22 protein-coding genes are annotated in these 21924 nt (G+C 39.9%); 11 read left to right on the top strand and 11 right to left on the bottom strand.

Annotation, left to right across the window (positions count from 1 at the left end):
- Position 1: 1 nt before the first annotated feature.
- From CVT00_RS08960 to CVT00_RS08950, 3 genes are read left to right on the top strand one after another with little or no spacing between them, the layout of a single operon-like run.
- The gene (locus CVT00_RS08960) at positions 2–904 is read left to right on the top strand and encodes a Gfo/Idh/MocA family protein (RefSeq protein ID WP_103559011.1); all 903 of its coding nucleotides are present in this window, start codon (positions 2–4) and stop codon (positions 902–904) included.
- Positions 897–1604, top strand: coding sequence for a cytidylyltransferase domain-containing protein (locus CVT00_RS08955; RefSeq protein WP_107915905.1), 708 nt, complete (start codon positions 897–899; stop codon positions 1602–1604). The genes CVT00_RS08960 and CVT00_RS08955 overlap by 8 nt, the downstream gene beginning before the upstream one ends.
- Positions 1591–2361, top strand: coding sequence for an oxidoreductase (locus CVT00_RS08950; protein WP_012140493.1), 771 nt, complete (start codon positions 1591–1593; stop codon positions 2359–2361). The genes CVT00_RS08955 and CVT00_RS08950 overlap by 14 nt, the downstream gene beginning before the upstream one ends.
- Before the next feature lie 275 nt (positions 2362–2636).
- On the opposite strand, the gene CVT00_RS08945 is transcribed toward CVT00_RS08950, so the two are convergent.
- On the bottom strand, positions 2637–4136 hold the full coding sequence (locus CVT00_RS08945; RefSeq protein ID WP_012140492.1) for a flagellin B: 1500 nt from the start codon (positions 4134–4136) through the stop codon (positions 2637–2639).
- Positions 4137–4338: 202 nt separating this feature from the next.
- Here CVT00_RS08945 and topA point away from each other — a divergent pair, with 202 nt between their 5' ends.
- Together topA and CVT00_RS08935 are read left to right on the top strand one after the other, a co-directional pair.
- The gene (topA, locus tag CVT00_RS08940; RefSeq protein ID WP_107915907.1) at positions 4339–6453 is read left to right on the top strand and encodes a type I DNA topoisomerase; all 2115 of its coding nucleotides are present in this window, start codon (positions 4339–4341) and stop codon (positions 6451–6453) included.
- A 59-nt stretch (positions 6454–6512) separates the two neighbouring features.
- A complete protein-coding gene (locus CVT00_RS08935) occupies positions 6513–7232 on the top strand; it encodes a hypothetical protein (RefSeq protein WP_107915909.1) in 720 nt (239 codons plus the stop codon).
- 289 nt (positions 7233–7521) lie between these two features.
- Here CVT00_RS08935 and CVT00_RS08930 read toward each other — a convergent pair whose 3' ends face one another.
- Positions 7522–8004 (bottom strand): hypothetical protein, encoded by a 483-nt coding sequence (locus tag CVT00_RS08930; RefSeq protein WP_107915911.1) that lies wholly within the window; start codon positions 8002–8004, stop codon positions 7522–7524.
- Between the two features lie 115 nt (positions 8005–8119).
- Here CVT00_RS08930 and CVT00_RS08925 point away from each other — a divergent pair, with 115 nt between their 5' ends.
- From CVT00_RS08925 to CVT00_RS08915, 3 genes are read left to right on the top strand one after another with little or no spacing between them, the layout of a single operon-like run.
- Positions 8120–9283, top strand: coding sequence for a cation:proton antiporter (locus CVT00_RS08925; protein WP_107915913.1), 1164 nt, complete (start codon positions 8120–8122; stop codon positions 9281–9283).
- Between the two features lie 2 nt (positions 9284–9285).
- On the top strand, positions 9286–10563 hold the full coding sequence (locus CVT00_RS08920; RefSeq protein WP_107915915.1) for a citrate synthase: 1278 nt from the start codon (positions 9286–9288) through the stop codon (positions 10561–10563).
- The gene (locus CVT00_RS08915; protein WP_103559004.1) at positions 10560–11363 is read left to right on the top strand and encodes a 3'(2'),5'-bisphosphate nucleotidase CysQ family protein; all 804 of its coding nucleotides are present in this window, start codon (positions 10560–10562) and stop codon (positions 11361–11363) included. Before CVT00_RS08920 ends, CVT00_RS08915 begins: the two co-directional genes overlap by 4 nt.
- Before the next feature lie 2 nt (positions 11364–11365).
- Here CVT00_RS08915 and CVT00_RS08910 read toward each other — a convergent pair whose 3' ends face one another.
- From CVT00_RS08910 to CVT00_RS08875, 8 genes are read right to left on the bottom strand one after another with little or no spacing between them, the layout of a single operon-like run.
- Positions 11366–11830, bottom strand: a complete 465-nt coding sequence (locus CVT00_RS08910) for a damage-inducible protein (protein WP_103559003.1) — start codon at positions 11828–11830, stop codon at positions 11366–11368.
- 1 nt (position 11831) lies between these two features.
- Positions 11832–13388: a class I SAM-dependent methyltransferase gene (locus CVT00_RS08905; RefSeq protein ID WP_107915917.1), complete on the bottom strand. Its 1557-nt coding sequence runs from the start codon at positions 13386–13388 to the stop codon at positions 11832–11834.
- Between the two features lie 9 nt (positions 13389–13397).
- Complete coding sequence (locus CVT00_RS08900; protein WP_107915919.1) at positions 13398–13895, bottom strand: redoxin family protein; 498 nt, start codon at positions 13893–13895, stop codon at positions 13398–13400.
- A gap of 36 nt (positions 13896–13931) precedes the next feature.
- Complete coding sequence (modB, locus tag CVT00_RS08895; protein ID WP_107915921.1) at positions 13932–14609, bottom strand: molybdate ABC transporter permease subunit; 678 nt, start codon at positions 14607–14609, stop codon at positions 13932–13934.
- Complete coding sequence (locus tag CVT00_RS08890; RefSeq protein WP_107915922.1) at positions 14606–15463, bottom strand: sulfate/molybdate ABC transporter ATP-binding protein; 858 nt, start codon at positions 15461–15463, stop codon at positions 14606–14608. Before CVT00_RS08890 ends, modB begins: the two co-directional genes overlap by 4 nt.
- A 2-nt stretch (positions 15464–15465) precedes the next feature.
- The gene (locus CVT00_RS08885; protein ID WP_107915924.1) at positions 15466–15855 is read right to left on the bottom strand and encodes a TOBE domain-containing protein; all 390 of its coding nucleotides are present in this window, start codon (positions 15853–15855) and stop codon (positions 15466–15468) included.
- On the bottom strand, positions 15852–16607 hold the full coding sequence (modA, locus tag CVT00_RS08880) for a molybdate ABC transporter substrate-binding protein (RefSeq protein ID WP_107915927.1): 756 nt from the start codon (positions 16605–16607) through the stop codon (positions 15852–15854). Before modA ends, CVT00_RS08885 begins: the two co-directional genes overlap by 4 nt.
- Entirely contained in the window at positions 16608–17390 is a 783-nt protein-coding gene (locus CVT00_RS08875) for a TOBE domain-containing protein (protein ID WP_196376904.1), read from the bottom strand.
- A 156-nt stretch (positions 17391–17546) separates the two neighbouring features.
- Here CVT00_RS08875 and CVT00_RS08870 point away from each other — a divergent pair, with 156 nt between their 5' ends.
- From CVT00_RS08870 to CVT00_RS08860, 3 genes are read left to right on the top strand one after another with little or no spacing between them, the layout of a single operon-like run.
- Complete coding sequence (locus CVT00_RS08870; RefSeq protein ID WP_107916065.1) at positions 17547–18263, top strand: MlaA family lipoprotein; 717 nt, start codon at positions 17547–17549, stop codon at positions 18261–18263.
- 2 nt (positions 18264–18265) lie between these two features.
- The gene (locus tag CVT00_RS08865) at positions 18266–18862 is read left to right on the top strand and encodes an ABC transporter substrate-binding protein (RefSeq protein ID WP_107916067.1); all 597 of its coding nucleotides are present in this window, start codon (positions 18266–18268) and stop codon (positions 18860–18862) included.
- A gap of 6 nt (positions 18863–18868) precedes the next feature.
- Positions 18869–21319: an efflux RND transporter permease subunit gene (locus CVT00_RS08860; RefSeq protein ID WP_107916069.1), complete on the top strand. Its 2451-nt coding sequence runs from the start codon at positions 18869–18871 to the stop codon at positions 21317–21319.
- Between the two features lie 2 nt (positions 21320–21321).
- On the opposite strand, the gene CVT00_RS08855 is transcribed toward CVT00_RS08860, so the two are convergent.
- Entirely contained in the window at positions 21322–21897 is a 576-nt protein-coding gene (locus tag CVT00_RS08855; RefSeq protein WP_103620482.1) for a BON domain-containing protein, read from the bottom strand.
- Positions 21898–21924: the final 27 nt, after the last annotated feature.

Here is a 21924-nt window from a genome sequence, read left to right as displayed (position 1 = left end):
GATGAAAGCTCTTGTTATAGGCTACGGTTCAATCGGCAAAAGACACTGCGAGGTCTTAGAGACTTTAGTACAGATAGATGAAATTTGCCTAGTTACTAGCCAGGATGTGGCTGGTAAAGTGTGCTATAAAAACTTAGAAGAGGTCTCAAATTTAGATAAGTTTGACTACTTCGTCATAGCAACTCCCACATTTTTACATCTAGAAAATTTGAAATTTATAGATGAAAGAGTGAGTGGCAAGATCATACTTTGTGAAAAGCCATTGTTTGAAAAAAAATATAAATTCACGCCCAAAAATAATAAAATTTTTGTAGGTTATGTGCTAAGGTTTCATCCATTGTTGCAACAGCTAAAAGAGTTTTTAAAAAACGAGAAAATTTTATATCTAAATGCCAATTGCGGTCAGTATCTACCAAGCTGGCGAAGTGGCGATTATAGAAGATGCTATAGTGCTAGCAAAGAAAAAGGTGGTGGCGTCTTGCTAGATCTTAGCCATGAGCTAGACTATGCTATGTGGTTATGTGGCAAATTTGAAAACCTAATGAGCTTTCAAGGTAAAATTTCAAATTTAGAGATAACAAGCGATGATCTATGTATGATTTTTGGTAAGACAAAAATGGATGCCATAGTAAATGTAAGCATTGACTATCTAAGCCATATCACACATAGAAGCTTGCGTGTGGAGTGCGAAGGCTCTACATATGAGCTTGACTTTATGGCAGGCACACTTACTAAGCAAGATAGTAGTAAGCAAATTTTAAATATGCCAAATTTGGCAAGAAACGAGATGTTTTTAGCTATGCATAAAGATGTTTTGGGTGAGCAAAGATATATTTGTAGCTTTGATGAGGGGCTAGATGTGATGGACGCGATAGATCAAATTCAAAGGCAAAACAATGAGTAATGTTTTATGTACGATATGCGCAAGAGGCGGTAGTAAGGGAGTAAAGGGCAAAAATGTGCGCGAGCTTTGCGGCAAGCCACTTATAGCTCACACCATAGAGCAGGCAATAGCATCAAATTTGTTTGAACATATAGTTATTAGCACAGATAGCGACCTGATAGCAGAAGCAGCTGTAAAGTACGGTGCGGAGGTCTTTTTTAAAAGAGATGCTACTATGGCTAGTGATACAGCAGGAAAGCTTGATGTTATAAAAGATGTTTTTTTAAAGAGTGAGGAACATTATGGACGTAAATTTGACTACGAAATCGACCTTGATGCTACATCTCCACTTCGTGATGTAAGCGATATAACAAATTCTTTTGAGCAGTTTTTGCGTGATGATAATGACAACTTAATAACCGCTATGCCAAGCAGAAGAAGTCCATATTTTAATTTAGTTGAAATTTATCCAGATGGACATGTAGCGCTAGCAAAAACTTTACCAAATGCTATTTTATGCCGTCAAGATGCACCAAAGACTTATGATATGAACGCTTCTATTTACATCTGGAAGCGTGAAGTTTTGCTAAATAATGACACTTTATTTTTATCAAAAACCGGACTTTATGTGATGGATGAAGATAGATCGATCGATATAGATTGTGAGCTTGATTTTAAATTTGTAGAGTTTTTAATGAAGGAAAAAAATGCTAACAGATAAGGTTGTAGTAGTTACAGGGGGAGCTGGTAGGATAGGAAGCGCTTTTATAAGAGCGATTGCTGGCCAAAACGGAGTTGGTGTGATAGCAGAGGTCGATACAAAAAGAGCAAATTTATTAAAAGATGAGATTACAAGCGCGCAAAAAGATGCGAGGATCGAGGTTTTGCAAATTGATATCAGTGATGCAAATTCTATCAATGAAGCTATAAATTTCTTGCATTCAAAATATGGTCACATAGATGCACTAGTGAATAATGCCTATCCAAAAAGTAAAAATTACGGTAAGAAATTTTTTGAGATCGACATGGATGATTTTAATGCCTTTTTAAATTTACATCTTGGCGGATACTTTAATATCTCACAAAATTTCATCAGGTATTTTTTAAGGCAAGGTCATGGTAATATCATAAACATCTCATCCATTCAAGGTATCGGAGCGCCTGCCTTTGAGACATATGAGGGGACAAATATGCACTCTCCAGTCGAATACACAGTCGTAAAACACGGCCTTCTTGGTATGACAAAATATATGGCAAAGATGTTTAAAAAAGATAATATCCGCGTGAATGCCATAAGTCCTGGAGGGATTTTGGACGGACAGCCTGAGCCATTTTTAAGCCAATATAAAAAGAGATGTGGCACAAAAGGCATGCTTGACGCAAATGATATATGTGGGGCTTTGGTGTATCTGCTAAGTGACTCTTCAAAATATCTAAATGGACAAAATATCGTAGTTGATGATGGCTTTAGCCTATAAAAATATAAATAAAATAGTATAAATTTATCTAGTCTAAGCTAGATAAATTTATATATCGCTTTTTATACGCACTTTTTCTCATACTAAATTTTACCAAGCGAGAGCTTGCTATCTATAATTTTTCTATTTTTACAATTTAACTTAATATGGAAAAATATCTAAAACCCCAAAGACTAGCTTTGGGGCTGGGGGTTTGCGTATTGTAAAAGCATTAACACATTAAGGCTTTGCTACTGCAACAAAGCCCTATTTAAAACTTAATTTAACTAGCTACGTTATTGTAGAAGTTTCATTACGTTTTGTTGAACGCTGTTTGCTTGACTCATAGCATAAGCACCTGATTGAGCTAGGATGTTATGTTTTGAGAAGTTAGCAGACTCGCTAGCAAAATCTACGTCCCTGATTTGTGATTCTGCTGATTTTACGTTAACTTGAGTTACAGTGATGTTGTTAACTGTAGCTTGAAGTTGGTTTTGAACTGAACCAAGGTCTGAACGAACTTGATCAAGTGTTTTTTGAGCTGACTCAGCGATGTCCATAACAGCCATTGCGCCTTTTAGTGTCATTACACCAGCTGATTGAGCTACTGTAAGCACTTTAGTCATTCTTTGGAAGCCCATAGCACTAGCTAGTTTGCCGTCTATTTGACCTCTTACATCTCTTAAAGCAACTGAAGCTTGAGCACCACCTTTTGCTGAGAAAGCTTCTGACTCTAGTTTTAGAGCATCACCGCCAGCTGCGCCTTTTGCAGATAGTTTGATATCTCTACCATCAAGGCGAACAAGGTTGATACGACCAACGAAAACTTGGTCTTTTTTCATACCGATTGCTTTTGAGATGTTATCACCTGAAACGCTAAACGCACGACCGTCACGGCTTGTTAGAACCATTTTACCTTCTGTATTGATAGAAGCTTCAACACCTGTTTGATCTTTAACAGCGTTGATCGCATTTACTAGTGCGCCGTTGCTATCGTTTTCTTTTACATCAAGGTCGCCGATTTTAACGCCGTTGATAGCAAAGCTTTTGATAGATACGCTTACTATAGAAGTTGACATAGTTCTAGTTACATCAAATGTAGCTCTAATGCCTGTCTTATCAGATGTTTTATTGATATTTTCTGCTAATTTACCAACACCAGTTCCAAGACCAGTTGATATCTTAGTAGAAGCTATACTAATATCATTTACACCATCAACGCTTAAGAATTTAAGGCTAACTTTATCTGTACCAGTTAGTAGTTTTGAACTCTCAAAACGTGTAAGACCGATCTTGTCAGATGTAGTCGCACCAATACTTGCTTTAACAGTTTGGTTTGAGTAAGCGCCTATTTGGAACTCTTTATTAGAGAATGTTCCGTTTAGTAGTTGCTGACCGTTAAATGAAGTAGTGTTACCGATATTGTCAAGCTCCTCCATTAGACGAACGATATCAGCTTGCAATGCTTGGCGTGATTGAGTTGTTTGGCCGTCTTGAGCTGATTGAGTAGCTTTAGTCTTGATAGTGTCAAGAACTTTTAACTGCTCGTCCATAGCTTTGTCGGCAACTTGGATGATACCAATAGCATCATTACCATTTGCAATAGCTTGACCTAGAGCTGAAGCTTGGCTTCTTAAGCTATCTGCGATAGATAGACCTGAAGCGTCATCTGCAGCTGTTTGAATTCTAAGACCAGAACTAAGTTTGTTAAGTGACTTAGATAGGTCAACGTTGTTGCTAACTGCGTTAGCGTGTGTGTTAAGTGCGTTTACGTTTGTGTTAATACGAAAACTCATTGTAAATCCTTTTATGTTTTAAGTTACGACTTCATGTCGCACGAAAACTATATCGATCGGTTTTTTAAAAAGTTTAGAGCTATGTATAAAAATTTTTTATAAAAAACAAAAATCGCGCTCCACCTAAAAATTTTTTTCACGTTACACTCTAAAAAATTATTTCTGCTACAATTACGCCAAAAAATTCAAAGGCTATATATAAATGAAAAGCTTAATCATTGTGGAATCTCCTGCAAAAGCAAAGACTATCAAAAATTTCTTAGATAAAAGCTACAACGTCATCGCCTCAAAAGGTCACATCAGAGACCTGCCAAAAACGAGCTTTGGCATCAAGATAGAGGATGATAAATTTACCCCAGAGTATCGCATCAGCAGCGATCACTCCGCCATCGTAAAAGAGATAAAAGAGCTTGCTAAGGGTGCTGATGAAATTTATCTCGCGACCGATGAGGATAGAGAGGGTGAGGCGATCGCGTTTCACATCGCAAATGCCATCGGCAAAGAGCCAACCAGCCTGCCTCGCATCGTCTTTCACGAGATCACCAAAAGCGCCATACAAAACGCTCTAAAAAGCCCAAGACACGTCGATATGAACAGCGTCAATGCCCAGCAAACAAGGCGTTTGCTCGACCGCATAGTTGGCTACAAGCTAAGCCCGCTTTTAAATTTAAAGATACAAAAAGGCTTAAGCGCTGGACGTGTGCAAAGTGCAGCTTTAAAGATAATAGTCGACCGCGAGCGTGAAATTCAGGCATTTAAACCAGTTGAATACTACACTATCGACACCGTTTTTAAAAAAGATCTAGACGCCGAGCTAGTTAAATTTGAAAACCAAAAGATCGAAAAGCTAACCATCCAAAATCCAGACCGCGCAAAATACATCATTGAAAATTTACAAAATGAGAAATTTAGCGTCCGTGAGATCGAGAGCAAGGATAGAAAGATCCAGCCAAGTCCGCCATTTATGACCTCAACACTTCAGCAAAGTGCGAGCAACCGCCTTGGCTTTAGCCCTAAAAAGACAATGATGATCGCACAAAGCCTCTATGAGGGCGTGCAAACTCACGAGGGCTTCATGGGTGCGATCACATATATGAGAACAGACAGCTTAAATTTAGCCAAAGAGGCCGTCGCTGCCGCTAGAGAGCATATCCTCCAAAACTACGGCAAAGAGTACTTGCCAGCCAAAGCGATCAGCTACACAACAAGCTCAAAGGCAGCGCAAGAAGCCCACGAAGCAATCCGCCCTACAAATTTAAACTTCACACCTCAAATCGCCGCTAAATTTTTAGAAAAAGATGCGCTCAAACTCTACACGCTCATCTACAATAGATTTTTAGCCTGCCAAATGAGCGCATGTGTGAGCCAAACGCAAAATGTCTATGTCGCAAGCGAAAAAGGCGAGTTTAAGATAAGCGGCAGAAAGGTGCTATTTGACGGCTTTTACAAGGTTTATGGCGAGCTTGACAAGGATAAAATTTTGCCAAATTTAAAAAAGGGCGGCGAGATGAGTTTGCAAAGCATAAAAAGCACGCAAAACTTCACCGAGCCACCAGCCAGGTACTCTGAAGCTGGCCTTGTTAAAAAGCTAGAAAGCCTAGGAATTGGCCGCCCAAGCACATACGCACCGACCATCTCGCTGCTAACATCAAGAGACTACGTAAGGATCGAGAAAAAGCAGCTCATACCAAACGAGATCGCATTTAGCATGATAGGCGTTTTGGAGGAGCACTTTAGCAACATCGTCGATAGCGAATTTACCTCGCATCTTGAAGAAAAGCTCGATGAGATCGCACTTGACAAGGCTGACTGGCAAAAGGTGCTAAGCGACTTTTACTATCCATTTATGGAAAAAATAAGCGCTGGCAAAACTGGCATAAAAAGCCTAAAAACAGCCACTCCGATCGGCGAGAAATGCCCAGAGTGTGGAAGCGAGCTAGTGCTTAGAAAGGGCAGATATGGCGAGTTTATCGCTTGCTCAAATTTCCCAAAATGCAAATACTCAAGAAACGTCGCAAAAGATAATGAAAAGAGCGCAGAAACTGGCACTGCAACGGCAGCTAAGCCAAAACGCGAGCTCAAAAAACTTGACGTGCCATGTCCAAAATGTGGCGGCGAGATCGTTGAGAGATTTAGCAGGCGTGGTAAATTTTATGGATGTGCCAACTATCCAAAATGCGACTTCATCTCAAACTACGAGCCAGTCGCGCAAAAATGCGATGAGTGCGGCGGCGATATGATCAAAAAAGAGCTAAAAAAAGGCACATTTATAGAGTGCACAAAGTGCAAGAAAAAGACACTTGTCTCTGAAAATTAAAATTTCTAGCCAAATTTAAGTCCTTGAGCCTAAATTTGGCTTATAAATTTGGACTTTAAATGCCTGAAACTATCGTAGAAGTTAGCCAGTATAAAGGGCAAAAGAGCCTTGTGATAAACTGCACGCAGCTAGGCGACAGCTTCACACCGCAGTATAAAACCGCCAAGCAAAAAAGAGCCGTGCTTGATGAGTGGTGCGACTTTTTAAGAAGCGAGCAAGAGGCATTTGATGAGCTTAACTTTTGCACCAAAATGCCGCAGGAGCTCTTTGATGCGGTGTGCTGCCAAAGAAATTTAAAGAGCCTTCACATCAAATGGGGCTCGTATGAGAGCCTTGACGCGCTGGCAAATCTTTCTAGTCTAAAGAGCCTTTTTATCGGCTCTGGGGCTAGTGTAAAAAGCATAGCACCGATCGCTAAACTTGCCGTACTTGAAAGCCTAGCCGTGGAGAATTTTCAAAAGATAAGCGACTACTCTGCGCTTTCAAATTTGCAAAATTTAAAGAGCCTTGAGATCAGTGGAGACGGACTTTCGCCTAAATTTATCCATATTGAAAGCTTAGAGTTTTTACGCCAGATGCCTAGGCTAACCAGCCTTGTGATCTTGGTGGCTAGGATAAAGAGTAAGGACTACTCGCCTATCTTGTCTCTAAAATCCCTCACTCACCTTAGCTTGCCGCCACAGCACGCACTTTTTGGACTTTTTGACGAGCTTAGCGCTTTGCCAAATTTAAAAACAGGTCTTTTAAAGGAGAGAGCGGAAATTTATAAGAAAAAGTAATGCTGTAAATTTAAATTTTTCACATAGTTTTATTTCAAAGAGCAAATTTTAAAACTTTACTCACTCGCCTTAGCAACTTACCAAATTCAGGCCTCGTTATCACTCGCCACTAAATTTAAAGCCGTGATATGCTCGTTCATAAATTTTAAAATTTGCTAGAACCTTTTTTGTAAAAATTAAATTTTTAGTTCGTAGCGACAAATTTTAAAACTTTCATTCACCCCTAAGAATTGACTACTAAAATTTAACAAAACCCCATGCAGTGCGTAGCGCCGTCACATGTGCCTCTCTACCTAGCTTCTACCTTTGGCATCTGTAGCATAAAATTTCTAGCTTCGCTTAAAAGCACTGGTTTGAGCGCATCTGCTGATGTTTGTGGATCGTAAATTCTCTCATACGAAAGCATCAAAACTCCATCTTTTTTAAGCAAAAAGTGGATTATTTCTATATTTTTGCTCTTAGTTTCATCCTTTATAAGAGCTAAAATTTGATCATTTTCTTCGCTAAAAAGCACTTTTTTATCTTGCTTAAGAGCCTTTTTTAACTCTTCTAGCTCGCTTTTTGTCTTGACATCTTTGTCAAACTTTACCTTAAACGAGGCAAAGTGCTCGTCCATGTTTTCATTTTTTAAAAAGTAAAAACTCTCATTTTTAACCACTTGCTTTTTATAAAATGTGCTACCATCAAATCTAAAACTCTCAACTAAATTTAGCTCGCCTGCCAAAGAAAAGACGCCAAAAAATATCAAAATAAAAAGGCTAAATTTACGCATAAAATTTCACTCCAAATTTCTAAAATAGCCGCCATTTTGCCCAAATTTCGCTTAGCTTAATCAAAAAATAACAAAGCTTTTTATACAATCAGGCATTTTTATTTTAAGGATATTTTTGCAGTTACACCAAGCAAGCGAGCTTAGCATCCTTGTCGTTTTGGCATTTATCGTCTTTGCTTCGCCTTATATTTCTAAAATTTTACGCATCCCAGTCGCACCTGCTGAGATACTACTTGGAGCGGTTGCTGGCTACATCGGAGTCGTTGGCGACAACGAGATGTTTAAGCTCATCAGCGAAGTTGGCTTTTTCTTTTTGATGTTTCTAGCTGGCATGGAGATCGATCTTAGGATGCTCATAAACATCGACCGTAAAATTTTGCGCCTTGGGATCATCTACCTTGCGCTCATCTACGCTCTAGCCACGGCCCTGACGCTAGGACTTGAGCTTAGCCTGCTTTACATCATCATCATCCCGATAATGGCCGTTGGTATGGTATTTACGCTATTTAAGGAGTATGGCAAGCAGCAAGAGTGGCTAAATTTAAGCATGCTAATAGCAACTATCGGCGAGCTTTTAAGCATCACACTTCTAACCTTTACCGCTGCTTACTTGCAGTTTGGAGCGAGCATAAATTTATGGCTAACGATTGGCTATTTGATCCTATTTTTGGCTATCAGCGTGCTTAGCTTTAAAATTTTGGACGTGCTTTTTTGGTGGTATCCGGGGCTTAAAGTGGTGCTCATGCCGCACTACGACAAGGACGAGAAGGACATCAGGCTTTGCATCGCGGTATTTTTCACGATGATAGCCTTGATGCTCTATCTAAATTTAGAAGTTGCCTTTGGTGCGTTTATCGCAGGTATGTTTATCACGACATTTTTCGATCACAAAAAGGACTTGCCGCACAAGCTTTCAAGCTTTGGATTTGGCTTTTTGGTGCCGATATTTTTCATCCACATAGGCTCTACCTTTAAGCTTTCAAGCCTAGGATCTAGCGAAGTGATAAAGGATGCTATTTTTATATTTTTAGCGATGCTTGGCACCAGAGTTGTATCTAGTTTGCTCTTTTTGGGCAAGCTTGGCTTTAGAGGGATATTTTTATTTTCCGTTTCGCAGTCTATGCCGCTCACTCTTTTGATCGCAGTTGCTACTATCGCACACAAATCAGGCGAGATAAGTGACTATTCTTACTCATCTTTCATCCTAGCAAGCCTCGCACAAGCTATAATAGGAGCTATAATCATCAAAATTTTAATGCAATCAAAAAGCAAGGAGTAAAAATGTCATCAAATACAGCCACACTAATCGACAACCGAACTGGCAAGAGCTATGAATTTCCTATCCTAAAAGGCACTATGGGGCCAGACGTCATCGACATATCGACCTTTTTTAGCGACACTGGGATGTTTACCTTTGACAGGGGCTACACCTCAACTGCGATGTGCCGCTCAGCCATAACCTACATCGACGGCCTAAAGGGCGAGCTCATGTACAGGGGCTACGACATCGCATATTTGGCTGAAAATAAGACATTTTTAGACGTTGCCTACCTGCTTTTAAACAAAGAGCTACCAACTAATGAGCAATACAGGGGCTTTAAAGATGAGCTCAAAAAAAGAAGCTTCATACACGAGGGCATGATGAAGCTCTTTGACGCATTTCCAGACAAAGCGCACCCTATGGCGATCTTGCAAGCGGCAGTCTCAGCGCTAAGTGCCTTTTACTCAGACCACCTAAATATGGATAAGCCTGAAGAGTATCACGAGATGGCTATGAGGATAATCGCCAAGATCCCAACGATAGCGGCCTTTAGCTACCGATACTCACGCGGCCTTCCTATCATATATCCAAATTTAGATCGTGGCTTTACTGAAAATTTCCTCTACATGATGAGGGGCTATCCATACGAGCACGTCGATCTTAAGCCTATCGAGATAAAGGCGCTTGATACGGTCTTTATGCTCCACGCTGACCACGAGCAAAATGCCTCAACGACTACTGTTAGGACCGTTGGCTCTACGCACGCGCACCCATACGCATGTATAAGCGCAGGGATTGGCGCACTTTGGGGCTGGGCTCACGGCGGAGCAAACGAGGGCGTTATCCGCCAGCTTGAAGAGATCGGCTCGGTCGCAAACGTCGATAAATACATCGCTAGAGCAAAGGATAAGAACGATCCATTTAGGCTTATGGGCTTTGGTCACAGGGTCTATAAAAACTTCGACCCGCGCGCAAAGGTGCTTAAGAAGATGAGAGATCAGCTGATGGATGAGATCGGCATTAGCTCAGAGCTTATAAAGATCGCCAATCGCATCGAAGAGATCGCGCTAAATGACGACTATTTTGTGAGTAGAAATTTGTATCCAAACGTTGATTTTCACTCAGGGCTCATCCTAAAGGCGCTTGGCATACCAAATAATATGTTTGCCGTTATCTTCGTCATCGGCAGGACGCCAGGCTGGATCAGTCAGTGGATCGAGCTAAAAGAGCAAGACACTATAAAGATCGTCCGCCCAAGACAGCTCTACGTCGGAGAGGCAAACAGAACACCAAAATGAGCGAGCTTTTAAACTTAGCCATCAAGGCAGCCATAAGCGCTGGGAGTGAGATAATGAAAATTTACTCATCTAATGGCAAGGCGCTCAAAGTCTGCCTAAAAGATGACAGCTCGCCGCTAACTAGTGCTGATCTAGCGGCAAATGAGGTGATACTAAAAGAGCTAAGTAAAAGTGGGATAAAAATTTGCTCTGAAGAGAGCGTCTTGCAAGAGAGCGATAAAGATGAATTTTGGCTAGTTGATCCCCTTGATGGCACGAAAGAATTTTTAGCTAGAAATGGTGAATTTTGCGTTTGCATAGCGCTTATAAAAGAGGCTAGACCGGTGCTTGGCGTCATTTTTATCCCAGTTAGCAAAGAGCTTTTTTACGCTGATGAAAACGGCGCTTTTAAAGAAATTTTAGGCGCTAATGATGAGGTCGTAGCAAGACACGATCTAAATGAAAAAGCTAAAAGCTTAAATAACTTCATCTTTTCAAGCAGAAGAGGCGAGACGAAGAGGGCCACGCTTATAAGAGATAGTTTAAATTTAGAGCAAAAATGCATCGGATCTGCCATTAAATTTTGCCGTTTGGCTGAGCTTGGCGGGACATATGTAAGATTTAGTCCAAGTTATCTTTGGGACAATGCCGCAGGTGATGCGGTGGTAAAATTTAGCGGTGGCAAGGTCTTAAATGCTAGCGATAGATGCGAACTAAGCTACAAACTAGCTGATCTAAAAAGCCCATTTTACGTAGCTTTTGGCAAAAATACTTTGGGCTTAGAGGATGAAGTTTTTAAGCTGATAGAGCAGGGCAGATAAGGCTACTTGCACCTTATCTCGCTACTCATCTTTAAAAATGCGCTCTCGTTTTGCTCTAAAAATTTATTTGCCGCTTCTAAATCTTGAAATTTATCTTTTAGTCTAATTACTAAAGTGCCACATTTTAGCTCTCTAGCTCGCTCCAAACTAGCATCAAAGCTTTGCGTTAGATTATTTACACTTTTTATCAAAAGATCGTTTTGACCTAGCTCTTTTACGCTAAATTTAGCGTGCCTCTCGGCTCTTACTATGCCAAGATAGTTTGCGACTTTAGCGTTACTTATGTAGATGAAAATTCCCTCACGCAAGTTACTACTAAACGCCACTGCATCATCTTGCTCAAGTAACTTTGCAAGTTCTTCGCCGCCGTAGTTTAGGCTGCTTTTAAGATTTAGATTTTTCACGCTTGGCTTGCTCGCACAACCTGCTAAAAATATACAAAATATAAGAGCTAAAGTTCTTTTCATTTTAAATTTCCTCAAGCAAATAGAGCATGCTAGCTATTTTTGCTGTGCCCACGATATAGCCCTTTAAGTGAGTGACTAGTTTGTCATTTTTAAGCTCTTTGCCATTTTTATCAGATATTTTTATGCTGTTTTCTTTTACAAATTTTAAACTCTTGGCAGTTATTTCTTCTAAATTATTTTTGCCATCAAGTAGTAAAAATATATAGTAATCAAGCCTATCAAGCCGTTCTGTAAGACCAAATTTGTTTGCAAAGGTAATGTCTGCGTTATCTTTGTGATTTAAAAAGTACTTTATATAGCCAGTTAAATTTGTCTTTAGCCTTGAGTAATTTGGAGCGTACTCTATATCTTTTAGATCATCTTTTACAATCATTGCGCTTGCTGAGTTTGTTAAAAGTCTTACAAAAGCGCTATAAACTGCGAGTTTATCTTCTGGTAAAATCTCTAAAATTTGAGAGAGATTTATACTTGCTGGATACATCCTATAAAATACCTCGCAAAGCCAAGATATATCTTGAGGCATAAGAGCAAATTTATCATACCAGCCATCATCCTTTTTAACAAAGTCGGCTACTACGTGAATTTTATTTATATCACTTGGCCCTATTTGTTTATTAGCCACGCTCTCATAAGCCTTAGCATGTACGATGAGGCTTTGTCTAAAGACCTTATTGCTAAGTATATCCATAAACTGCTCTAGATCGATCCTATCTTTAAATTTCTTATCTTTATAGCTATCTACATGCTCTATGCCAAGATCTGGCACAAAAAGATCTTCAAGGCCGTATTCACAAAGATAGGCAAGCTCTTTTTTAGTTAGCATGGCATTAAAATCTTTAAAGTAAAATGGGTCATTTATCTCTTCTAGAAACTCATGTGCTATGTAAAAATCATCTTTTTTAAGCACATTATCTATCCAATGAAGCAGCAACTTTGCAGGGATCTTATCTTCATAATTTTCTCCAAGCTTTGTTAGCAAAACCTCTTTATAAACCAAAAGTGCCTCTTTAGCAGCCTTTAACCTCTCTTCGGTGCTATCCTTATCTTTAGCAGCAAGCAGCATAAGATCACGCACTACATCTTTTACTTTCCAGCCTGGATATGTGTTGTAAGATATAAATGCCACGCCGTTTTCGCTTAAATTTTCTCTTATAACTCTTAGTATCGCCTCTTTTACAAAGTCAGGCACCCAGCTAAAGACGCCGTGAGCTATAATGTAGTCAAATTTCTCATCACTTTTAAACTCGCAGATATCGCCGTGAATTAGCTCTAAATTGCTTAGTCCTATCTCTTTTACGATCTCTTTGCTACGTCTTATTTGCTCGCCGCTAAGATCGATGCCAACTACTTTTGCGTTCTCGTTATTTACGGCAAATGGGATCAAATTTCCACCAAAGCTGCATCCTATCTCAAGCACTTTTGCGGTTTTGCAAGGTGGTGGGTTGATACCAAGAAGCGTAGCGCAAGCCTCTAGTTTATAGGGCGATGACTGCGCAAATGCTGCTGATTTGTAAGTTAGTTCATCATAAGATTTTTCTATTTTGCTATTTTGGCTCATTTTACCCTCCTAGTAGTCTTTATTTTGCAATTTTTCTAGCATATTTTTAGCGTCGTTTTCAGGCTCATCAACGATATATGCGCGCCTTATATTGCCACCTTTTATGATAAGTGTTTGACGAAAGTAAAATTTATGCCCATTTGAAGCAGCAAAGACTGGAAGCTCAAGCGCGCGCTCTAGCATAAACTCGCTATCATTTAAAAACATCACGCCGGTTGCCGTCTCTTCTTCAAATTTCTTTTGAGCCGCGATATCTTGGGAGCCAATAGCCACTACCATAAAGCCAAGATCATTAAATTCTTTAAGAAGTTTTTTGTAGTTTATCGCTTGCTTCGTGCAGCCTTTCATGCCCGCAGTATTTTGTAGCTGTTCGCTTAAAAGCTCAAAATCCTCGCCTATCTTTGGGTAGATAAAAACCACGCAGTCATGGCTCCTTGCAAAGGCAGAAAAGTCAAATTCTTTACCGTCTAAAGTCCTTAGGTAGATGCTTGTAGGCACTTTTATCATCTTTCATCCTTTAAAATTTTTATCTATTATATATCTTTAAGCTTTTTTTGAATTTAAGAGATAGACGACAAAAAGAACGAAAAAGCTAATTGTTAGCATCAAAAGGGCGTAGATGTGAGCCTTGGTATAATCAAGCATCTCAACTGCTTCAAATATCGCGATGCTAGCGACCTTGCTCTCGCCAGCCACACTACCACCTATCATCAAAACCACGCCAAACTCGCCCATCGTATGAGCGAAGCTAACAACGATCGCGGTTAGTAAATTTGATCTGATGCTTGGCAAGATGACCCTAAAAATGGTCGTAAGCTTGCTTTTGCCAAGGCTATAGCTCGCCTCAAAAAGGCTCTTTTTTAGACTATTTAGCCCAGCGTAAATGGGCCCAAACATAAATGGCAGCGAGTAGATGCAGCTTGCTACAACAAGGCCCGTGAAGTTAAAAACCAGTCTCACGCCAAAGAGCTCTTCTATAAATTTACCAAAGGCTGAGTAGGGCGAGAGAAAAATGAGCAGATAAAAGCCAAGAACGCTTGGTGGTAGCACCAAAGGCAGCGAGATGATGGACTCTAAAAATGCCTTGCCAAAGAATTTCTTTTGCGACATAAAGTAAGCAAGCCCTACGCAGAAGAAAAATAGGATAAAGGTCGTGATAAAAGAGAGTTTTAGCGAGAGCCAAAACGGCTCGAAATCAATATTTGCTAGCTCACTAATCATGCTTTTACCAAATTTACGCCAAATGCTTTTGTGCTAACTATGGCGGTGTCGCCAGCTCTTAGCCCACTAGCTTCTGCGCTACTTAGCACGACCTCGCAAATTTGGCGGTTTATTAGCACATTTGCTACAAAAATGGCGTCACGCTTTTTGATCTCCAAAACCTTAGCGTTAAATGCAAATTTCTGTGATCCTGCACTTTTTAAAAATATCTCGCTCGCACTGCCAGACCTTGAAATTTTGCCATTTTCAAGGACAAAAACCTTGCTGCAAAGCTTGTAAATTTCAGCTATGTCATGGCTTACTAAGATAACGCTCATCTTAAACTCATCGTGAAGAACTAGTAAATAGTCTTGCAACTTCTCGCGCATGGCGTTATCTAGGGCGCTTAGTGGCTCATCAAGCAGTAAAATTTCTGGCTTTCTCATCACCGCACGAGCGAGTGCCACACGCTGCTTTTGACCGCCTGAAAGGGTGCTAATTTTCGCGTTTTTTAAAGAGCCAAGCTCGCAAATTTCAAGTAGTTTGTTTGCTAAATTTTCATCATTATTTGCAAAAAGCAAATTTTTAAAGACATTCATATTTTCAAAAAGGGCGTAGTCTTGAAACAAAAAGCCGATATTTCGCTTTTGCGGGGCTAAATTTGTCTTTTCGTCAAAAAAGATCTTATCTGCAACCTTTATCACGCCACTTTGTGGGGCTTCAAAGCCAGCGATAAGCCTTAAAATCGTCGTTTTACCTCCGCCACTTGCTCCATAAAGTGCGACAAACTCGCCACTTTCAAAGGCAAGCTCAGCCTCAAGCATAAATTTACCGCCACCGCCATTTAGCTCTTTTTTGCAAGAAATTTCTATCATTTTTAAGCGCTTACGTGGATACTTGTTGATTTAACGTAGGCAAAAATCTGCTCGCCTGTCACTAAATTTAGCCCTTTTAGAGCGTGATCTGAGATGATTGCCTCAAAGCAAAACTCCTCACACTTTAGGCTAATAATGCTTAAAATTTCACCACGAGTTATGCCAGCGACCTCGCATTTTAGCTCATTTTCAAGCGAACTAGCCTCAAGTCTAAGCCTTGATAAAACGACATCTGAGCTTTTGAAATTTAAGCTCACCTCATCATTTAGAGCAAATTTGCTAGCCTCATTTAAGGCTAGCATATATAAATTTATCTCTAAATTTAGGCACTCAAGCTCAAAAAAACTGACGCCATCTTTGGATGAAATTTGAATGATCTTTGCTCTAATCATTTAGCTGGGACGTTGTAGCCAAATTTCTTGAAAATTTCTTTTGCTTTATCGCCCAAGATAAACTCATAAAATGCCTTAGCATCAGTGTTGCCATCAGCATGTTTTAAAAGCACTATGCCTTGATCGATCGGAGTGTAGAGCTCTTGAGGCACGAAGATATAGTTAGTGCCCTCTTTATATTTTGCCATTTTCTCACTAAAAAGCGCGCTAGCAGCGATAAATCCAACATCTGAAGCACTTAGCGCTTGAGAAAGTGTCTCAGAAATTTTTTGAGCATAGACGATGTTTTTCTCTACTTCGTCATAAAGTTTTGCATTTTTAAGAGCCTCGATACTAGCCTTGCCATAAGGTGCTGTTTCTGGATTTGCTATTGAGATCGCTTTTAAGCCACGAACCACTTCGATACCCTTTTTAAAGTCCACATCTCTTATAGAAAAGATCGCCAAAGCGCCTTGCGCATAAACTTTTGGAGCAGCCACTGCAAAGCCTGTGTCGTAGGCTTTTTGCGCAAAGCCCATATCAGCAGCCATGAAGATATCAGCTGGAGCTGAGTTTTGTATCTGAGTAACGAGGCCACCGCTTGCGCCAAGAGTTAGGTTGATCTTAGCGTCTGGGTGAAGCTTATTAAACTCTTTTATAAGCTCTGGAAACGCGTAAGTCGTGTTTGCTGCGGCATAGACATTTACCTCTGTGCCAAGTGCGTTTATGGCAAGCAGAGCCGCTGCGCATAGAAATTTAAAAACCTTTTTCATTTATACTCCTATTATGATTTGAGATGATTTTACTATTGCTAAAAGCGTGTCGCCAACGCCTATTTGCATATCCATTGCGCTATCTTTTGTGATGATGGCTGTTAAGGTCTGCTCGTCGCTTAGTTTTAGCGTGACCTCAGCATTTACAGCGCCTATCTTTGCCTCGATGACCTCACCTTTTAGCTGGTTGCTGGTGCTTATTTTTATATCAAGGTCTTTTGCTAGGATGACAGAGGGCGCTTTAAAGATGAAAACGACCTTTTGACCCACTTTTAGGCCTAAATTTTTCTCGCTTTCAACTGTTATAGTCGCTTCAAGCGTGTTGCCGTTACTTAGCTTTGCAGTGATCTCAGAATTTACAGCACCTCTGTTTATGCTAACGATCTCGCATGAGAGCTGGTTTCTGGCGCTTAAATTCATACTCATTCTTTGTAAATTTATGATATCAACATCTTCAAAATCAACCTTTTGACAAATTTTTTGCAAAAAGTCCTTTTGCGTCTCGAGGATAGCGTCGTAAATTTTTATCAGTTTTTTGGCGTATGGGCTAAGCTCTGAACCGCTATTTTTCTTATTGCCGTCGGCTCTTATTATGAGAGGCTTGCTGCTTTTGTTATTTATCGTATCTAAGCAGTCCCAAGCGTTTTTGTATGATATGCCGACAGCCTCGGCTGCTTTTGTGATGCTTTTTGTCTCTTTTATCGCCTTAAGTAGCGCTATATGCTTTGCTAAAACCTGCGTATCTTCGCCTAAAAATAGCTCTAACTTTATATCTGCTTTCAGAAATTCTTAACCTCTAAATATATAATAATAATTTGCAAAGTATATCTAATTATATTAATTCACAAGCTTAAATTACAAATTTTCTTTAACTTTTTGTAAAGTTTCAAGAGGATAAAATCTAAGCCACATTTTATAAATAAATTTTAAGGTTTTATGATGAAATTTTTGCTTGCTATCTTTTGTAGCCTGCTTTTAGCCTGTGCCAGCGCCGACATAAACGCGACTAATGGCAATGAAAATGATGACTTTGATGTTGAATTTGAAGCAAAAAAAGATGTATTTGACCCACTTAGTGGCTACAACCGAGTGATGACAAACGTAAATGACTTTATCTATATAAACATGCTAACTCCAGTAGCAAAAGGCTACGCTTATGTCGTGCCAGCCACAGCTAGAACGATGGTTGCAAATTTCTTTGACAACCTCCTTTTTCCAGTGCGCTTTGTAAATAACCTGCTTCAGTTTAAATTTCAAAATGCTGGCGAAGAGACTTTGCGATTTTTGGCAAACACGATAATTGGCTTTGGTGGGCTAACTGACGGGGCAAAATACTATGATCTTAAGCCTCACAACGAGGACTTTGGACAGACCCTTGGTTACTGGGGGCTTGGAAGCGGCTTTCACATCGTTTGGCCACTTATCGGACCATCAAATTTAAGAGATACTGGAGGCCTAGTTGGCGACTATTTTGCCGATCCTATCAGCTACGTAGACCCTATGCTTTTATCGCTTGGTATTATGTCTTATAGGACGTTTAATAGCTTTGCACAAGACCCAACAGCGTATGAAAAACTACGCAAAGACGCGATCGATCTATATCCGTTTTTACGTGATGCTTATGAGCAAAGACGCGATAAACTTATCAAGGAGTAAGTATGAAAATTTTAAAAATTCTTGCAGCGGTTTTACTTTTTGCAACTAGTCTTTTTGCTATGTCAAAAGAGCAGATAAAGCCTGAAATAGAGGCAAAGACAACAAAGGTGATTGAAGTTTTAAAAAATGCAAATTTAGACGACAAGGCAAAGACAAAAGAGATCTTTGCTCTGCTTGATCCATTTTTTGACTACAAACAGATGGCAAAGATCAGCCTTGGCAAGCGCTACAACAGCCTAAGTGCCGACGAGCAAGCTAAATTTGACGCTGCTTTTGAGCAAAAGCTAAAAAGCTCATATATCGACAAACTCTTAGGCTACAAAGACCAACAGATCCACATCACTGGAGAGAGCGAGCCTCAAAAAAATAGATACTGGCTTACATCAGAGCTTCTAAATGACGGCAAAAACTATGAATTTATCTATAAATTTTACGATGCAAAAGAGCGTGGCTGGCTCATTTATGACCTTGATATCGTTGGTGTGAGCATCATTCAAACTTATAGAAGCCAGTTTGGCGACGTACTAAACAATGGCGATTTTAATACGCTTTTACAAAAACTAAGCGAAGCTGTTTTGCCCGATCAAGATAAAAAATAACCCTTGATGCGACAAATTTTTAAATTTATCATTGCCAAAAACAAGCTTGTTATCTCGCTTGTGCTAGTTCTAAGCGTAGTTTTTGGCTGCCTTAGCACAAGACTAAGCATAGACGCCTCAGCCGAAACCTTGCTACTTGAGCATGACCCTGATCTAAAAGCTTATAGGCAGATAGCAAAACGCTACGACTCGCCAGGGCTTTTGGTGGTCGCTTTTACCCCAAAAGATGATCTTTTTTCACCTAAAAATTTAGAGCTTATTAAAAATTTAAGCGACGAACTAGCCAAAAACGATATGGTTAGCAGTATCACTTCTATACTAAACGTGCCGCTTCTAAATAGCGTAAAAGGCGGCGTGACAGGCATCTTAGATCACACACCAACGCTAAGCGATAAAGATATAAATATCTCAAAAGCAAAGCTTGAGTTTGCAAAAAGTCCCATTTATAGTGGAAATTTGATAAGCAAAGATCTAAAGACCACAGCGATCGCGCTAAATTTAAAGCAAGATGATAAATTTAACGAGCTTTTAAATGAGCGAAATTTACTTAGCCAAAAAGAGTCAAACGGCACTATCACTCAGGCTGAAGAAGAGAAATTTAAAGCGCTTTTAGCGGAGTTTAAAGCCTACCGAGATGAGCTTAGAAAGAGCGATCACAGCAACCTTGAAAAAATAAAGGCAGCCATCGCTAAATTTAACGCAAATGACGAGCTGTTTTTGGGCGGCGCAAATATGATCGCTGATGATATGATAGGCTTTATAAAGAGCGATCTTTTGGTTTACGGGCTAAGCGTTCTAGCGCTTCTTAGCTTTAGCTTGTGGCTATTTTTTAGGCAGCCAAGATGGATCATCTTACCGATGTTTATCTGCGCAGTGAGCGCCATTTTTACGACTGGTATTTTTGGTATGTTTGGCTGGGAAGTGACTGTCATTAGCTCAAACTACATCGCACTTCAGCTAATTATCACCATTTCAACTGTCATCCACCTAGTCGTAAGCTATAGAGAATTTTACGCAAGGCACCCAAAATACAGCCAAAACCAGCTCATCTACCTGACACTTCGTGACAAATTTTCTCCATCTTTTTGGGCGATATTTACGACAGTCATTGGCTTTAGCTCACTAATGAGTGCCGATATAAAGCCAGTTATCATGCTTGGCATTATGATGAGTGCAGGTATCAGCGTTTCACTAGTGCTTGCCTTTTTGCTATTTGGCTCGATAAATGCAAATTTAAAGAAGCTTGCCCCTGTTAGGACATTTGAAAACAGCTTTAAATTTACAAAATACTGCGCAAATTTAGCCCTAAACTCAAGAAAGATCATCTACGCAGTTTGCGTGCTTGTTGTCTGTTTTGGCGTTTATGGCATCAGTAAGATAAAGGTTGAAAATAGCTTCATTGGCTACTTTAAAGAGAGCACACAGATACGCCAGGGCATGCAAGTCATCGACACAAAGCTTGGCGGCACGATCCCAGTTGATGTGATAGTGAAATTTAAAGAGAGCGAGCCAAAACAAGAAAAAAGTGATGAGAAAGATGACTTTGAAAGTGAGTTTGAAAACGACGCAAAGAGCGCGAAATACTGGTTTAACAGCTATCACACAAGAGTTGCAGAGAAAATTCACGACTATCTAAAAGAGCAAAATTTTGTGGGCAACGTAAGCTCGCTTGCAACGCTCATAAAGGCGATAAAAGAGCTAAATAACGGTGTTAGTGATGATTTTTTGCTAGCTGCGATGTACGAAAAACTACCACTTGAGTATAAAAAGATTTTGCTAAGTCCTTATGTAAGCGTCGAAAACGACGAGCTTAGATTTAGCCTAAGGATCGTTGATAGCGATCCAAAGCTTAGACGAAATTTATTTCTAAAAGAGCTTAGAGAAGGGCTTTTAGAACTTACTAAAAATGACAACGTAAGCATCGAAGTTGTCGGCATGATGGTGCTTTATAACAACATGCTTCAAAATTTACTTAGCTCGCAGGTTGATACATTTGGACTAACGGTTGCGATACTTTTTGTTATATTTTGCTTTGTTTTTAGAAGCATTAAACTTGCGACCATCGCCATAGTTTCAAATTTGATTCCGCTTTGCACCCTTTTTGGCGTGATGGGATTTTTTGGCATACCGCTTGATGTGATGAGCATTACGATTGCTGCCATTAGTATAGGTATCGGCGTTGATGATATCATCCACTACATCCACCGCTTCAAAGAGGAGCTGCTTACAAAGGGCGTCTTTGAAAGCATCAAGGCTGCGCATGCTAGCATCGGATATGCGATGTATTACACCTCATTTACCATTTTCCTTGGCTTTAGTGTGATGATAACTAGCAACTTTATACCGACAATTTATTTTGGCTTGCTAACCGATCTTGTTATGGTCTTTATGCTGCTTGGAGCGCTCATCATCTTGCCAAGTCTGATAGCAAGTTTTGTGAAAAAGCGCGAAGTATAAATTTATTTGATAACTTTGATGAATGAATAGACATCAGCCACGCCATCAATGTGCTTAGCGTACCAAATGGCGTGCTTTTCTTGCTCGATACTATCTACCACACCGCTAAAAACAACGTCACAACCAACGATGCTAACACGCACATTTGTGCCCTCAACGACGCTATCTTTAAAGAGATTTTGCTTTAAATTTGCAAGTATGCTCAGGCTATCGCACGGATACTCGCTCTTTTTTACCCTAAGATAGGTGTAAATTTTTCGCACTCCGTCTGTGCTTTTAGCAAGCTCAACTAGCTTACCTTCAAGCTCTTTGCTATCAACAAGCCCTATGAGATAGGCATCGCCGTAAAAGACCTCTATCTCGATGTCGATGTTGCTAAGTCCTTTTGAAAACAAAATTTTGCTTTGTAGCTTGCTTTGGATAAATTTATCACGTGAGATCGAGTAGATACCGCGTTTATCGCGAGAAATAGAGTATGCGTCATATACATTTAGTGGCGCTGTTGCTGGGGTGAGGACTGAGGAGCAAGAGCAAAAAAATAAGAGAAAAAATGCAAAAACGCTAAATTTAGAAATCATAAATCCTTTTGTAATTTCAAAAAGTTT

The organism is Campylobacter concisus, assembly GCF_003048675.2.
GTDB classification, from domain to species: domain Bacteria; phylum Campylobacterota; class Campylobacteria; order Campylobacterales; family Campylobacteraceae; genus Campylobacter_A; species Campylobacter_A concisus_F.
This window is presented reverse-complemented; position numbering and strand designations above follow the sequence as displayed.

Bases quoted from the DNA above. Each gene is read 5' to 3' on its own strand.
- CVT00_RS08960 (WP_103559011.1), top strand. From the start codon at position 2: ATGAAAGCTCTTGTTATAGGCTACGGTTCAATCGGCAAAAGACACTGC.
- CVT00_RS08955 (WP_107915905.1), top strand. From the start codon at position 897: ATGAGTAATGTTTTATGTACGATATGCGCAAGAGGCGGTAGTAAGGGA.
- CVT00_RS08950 (WP_012140493.1), top strand. From the start codon at position 1,591: ATGCTAACAGATAAGGTTGTAGTAGTTACAGGGGGAGCTGGTAGGATA.
- CVT00_RS08945 (WP_012140492.1), bottom strand. From the start codon at position 4,136: ATGAGTTTTCGTATTAACACAAACGTAAACGCACTTAACACACACGCT.
- topA (WP_107915907.1), top strand. From the start codon at position 4,339: ATGAAAAGCTTAATCATTGTGGAATCTCCTGCAAAAGCAAAGACTATC.
- CVT00_RS08935 (WP_107915909.1), top strand. From the start codon at position 6,513: ATGCCTGAAACTATCGTAGAAGTTAGCCAGTATAAAGGGCAAAAGAGC.
- CVT00_RS08930 (WP_107915911.1), bottom strand. From the start codon at position 8,004: ATGCGTAAATTTAGCCTTTTTATTTTGATATTTTTTGGCGTCTTTTCT.
- CVT00_RS08920 (WP_107915915.1), top strand. From the start codon at position 9,286: ATGTCATCAAATACAGCCACACTAATCGACAACCGAACTGGCAAGAGC.
- CVT00_RS08915 (WP_103559004.1), top strand. From the start codon at position 10,560: ATGAGCGAGCTTTTAAACTTAGCCATCAAGGCAGCCATAAGCGCTGGG.
- CVT00_RS08910 (WP_103559003.1), bottom strand. From the start codon at position 11,830: ATGAAAAGAACTTTAGCTCTTATATTTTGTATATTTTTAGCAGGTTGT.
- CVT00_RS08905 (WP_107915917.1), bottom strand. From the start codon at position 13,388: ATGAGCCAAAATAGCAAAATAGAAAAATCTTATGATGAACTAACTTAC.
- CVT00_RS08900 (WP_107915919.1), bottom strand. From the start codon at position 13,895: ATGATAAAAGTGCCTACAAGCATCTACCTAAGGACTTTAGACGGTAAA.
- modB (WP_107915921.1), bottom strand. From the start codon at position 14,609: ATGATTAGTGAGCTAGCAAATATTGATTTCGAGCCGTTTTGGCTCTCG.
- CVT00_RS08890 (WP_107915922.1), bottom strand. From the start codon at position 15,463: ATGATAGAAATTTCTTGCAAAAAAGAGCTAAATGGCGGTGGCGGTAAA.
- CVT00_RS08885 (WP_107915924.1), bottom strand. From the start codon at position 15,855: ATGATTAGAGCAAAGATCATTCAAATTTCATCCAAAGATGGCGTCAGT.
- modA (WP_107915927.1), bottom strand. From the start codon at position 16,607: ATGAAAAAGGTTTTTAAATTTCTATGCGCAGCGGCTCTGCTTGCCATA.
- CVT00_RS08870 (WP_107916065.1), top strand. From the start codon at position 17,547: ATGAAATTTTTGCTTGCTATCTTTTGTAGCCTGCTTTTAGCCTGTGCC.
- CVT00_RS08865 (WP_107916067.1), top strand. From the start codon at position 18,266: ATGAAAATTTTAAAAATTCTTGCAGCGGTTTTACTTTTTGCAACTAGT.
- CVT00_RS08860 (WP_107916069.1), top strand. From the start codon at position 18,869: ATGCGACAAATTTTTAAATTTATCATTGCCAAAAACAAGCTTGTTATC.
- CVT00_RS08855 (WP_103620482.1), bottom strand. From the start codon at position 21,897: ATGATTTCTAAATTTAGCGTTTTTGCATTTTTTCTCTTATTTTTTTGC.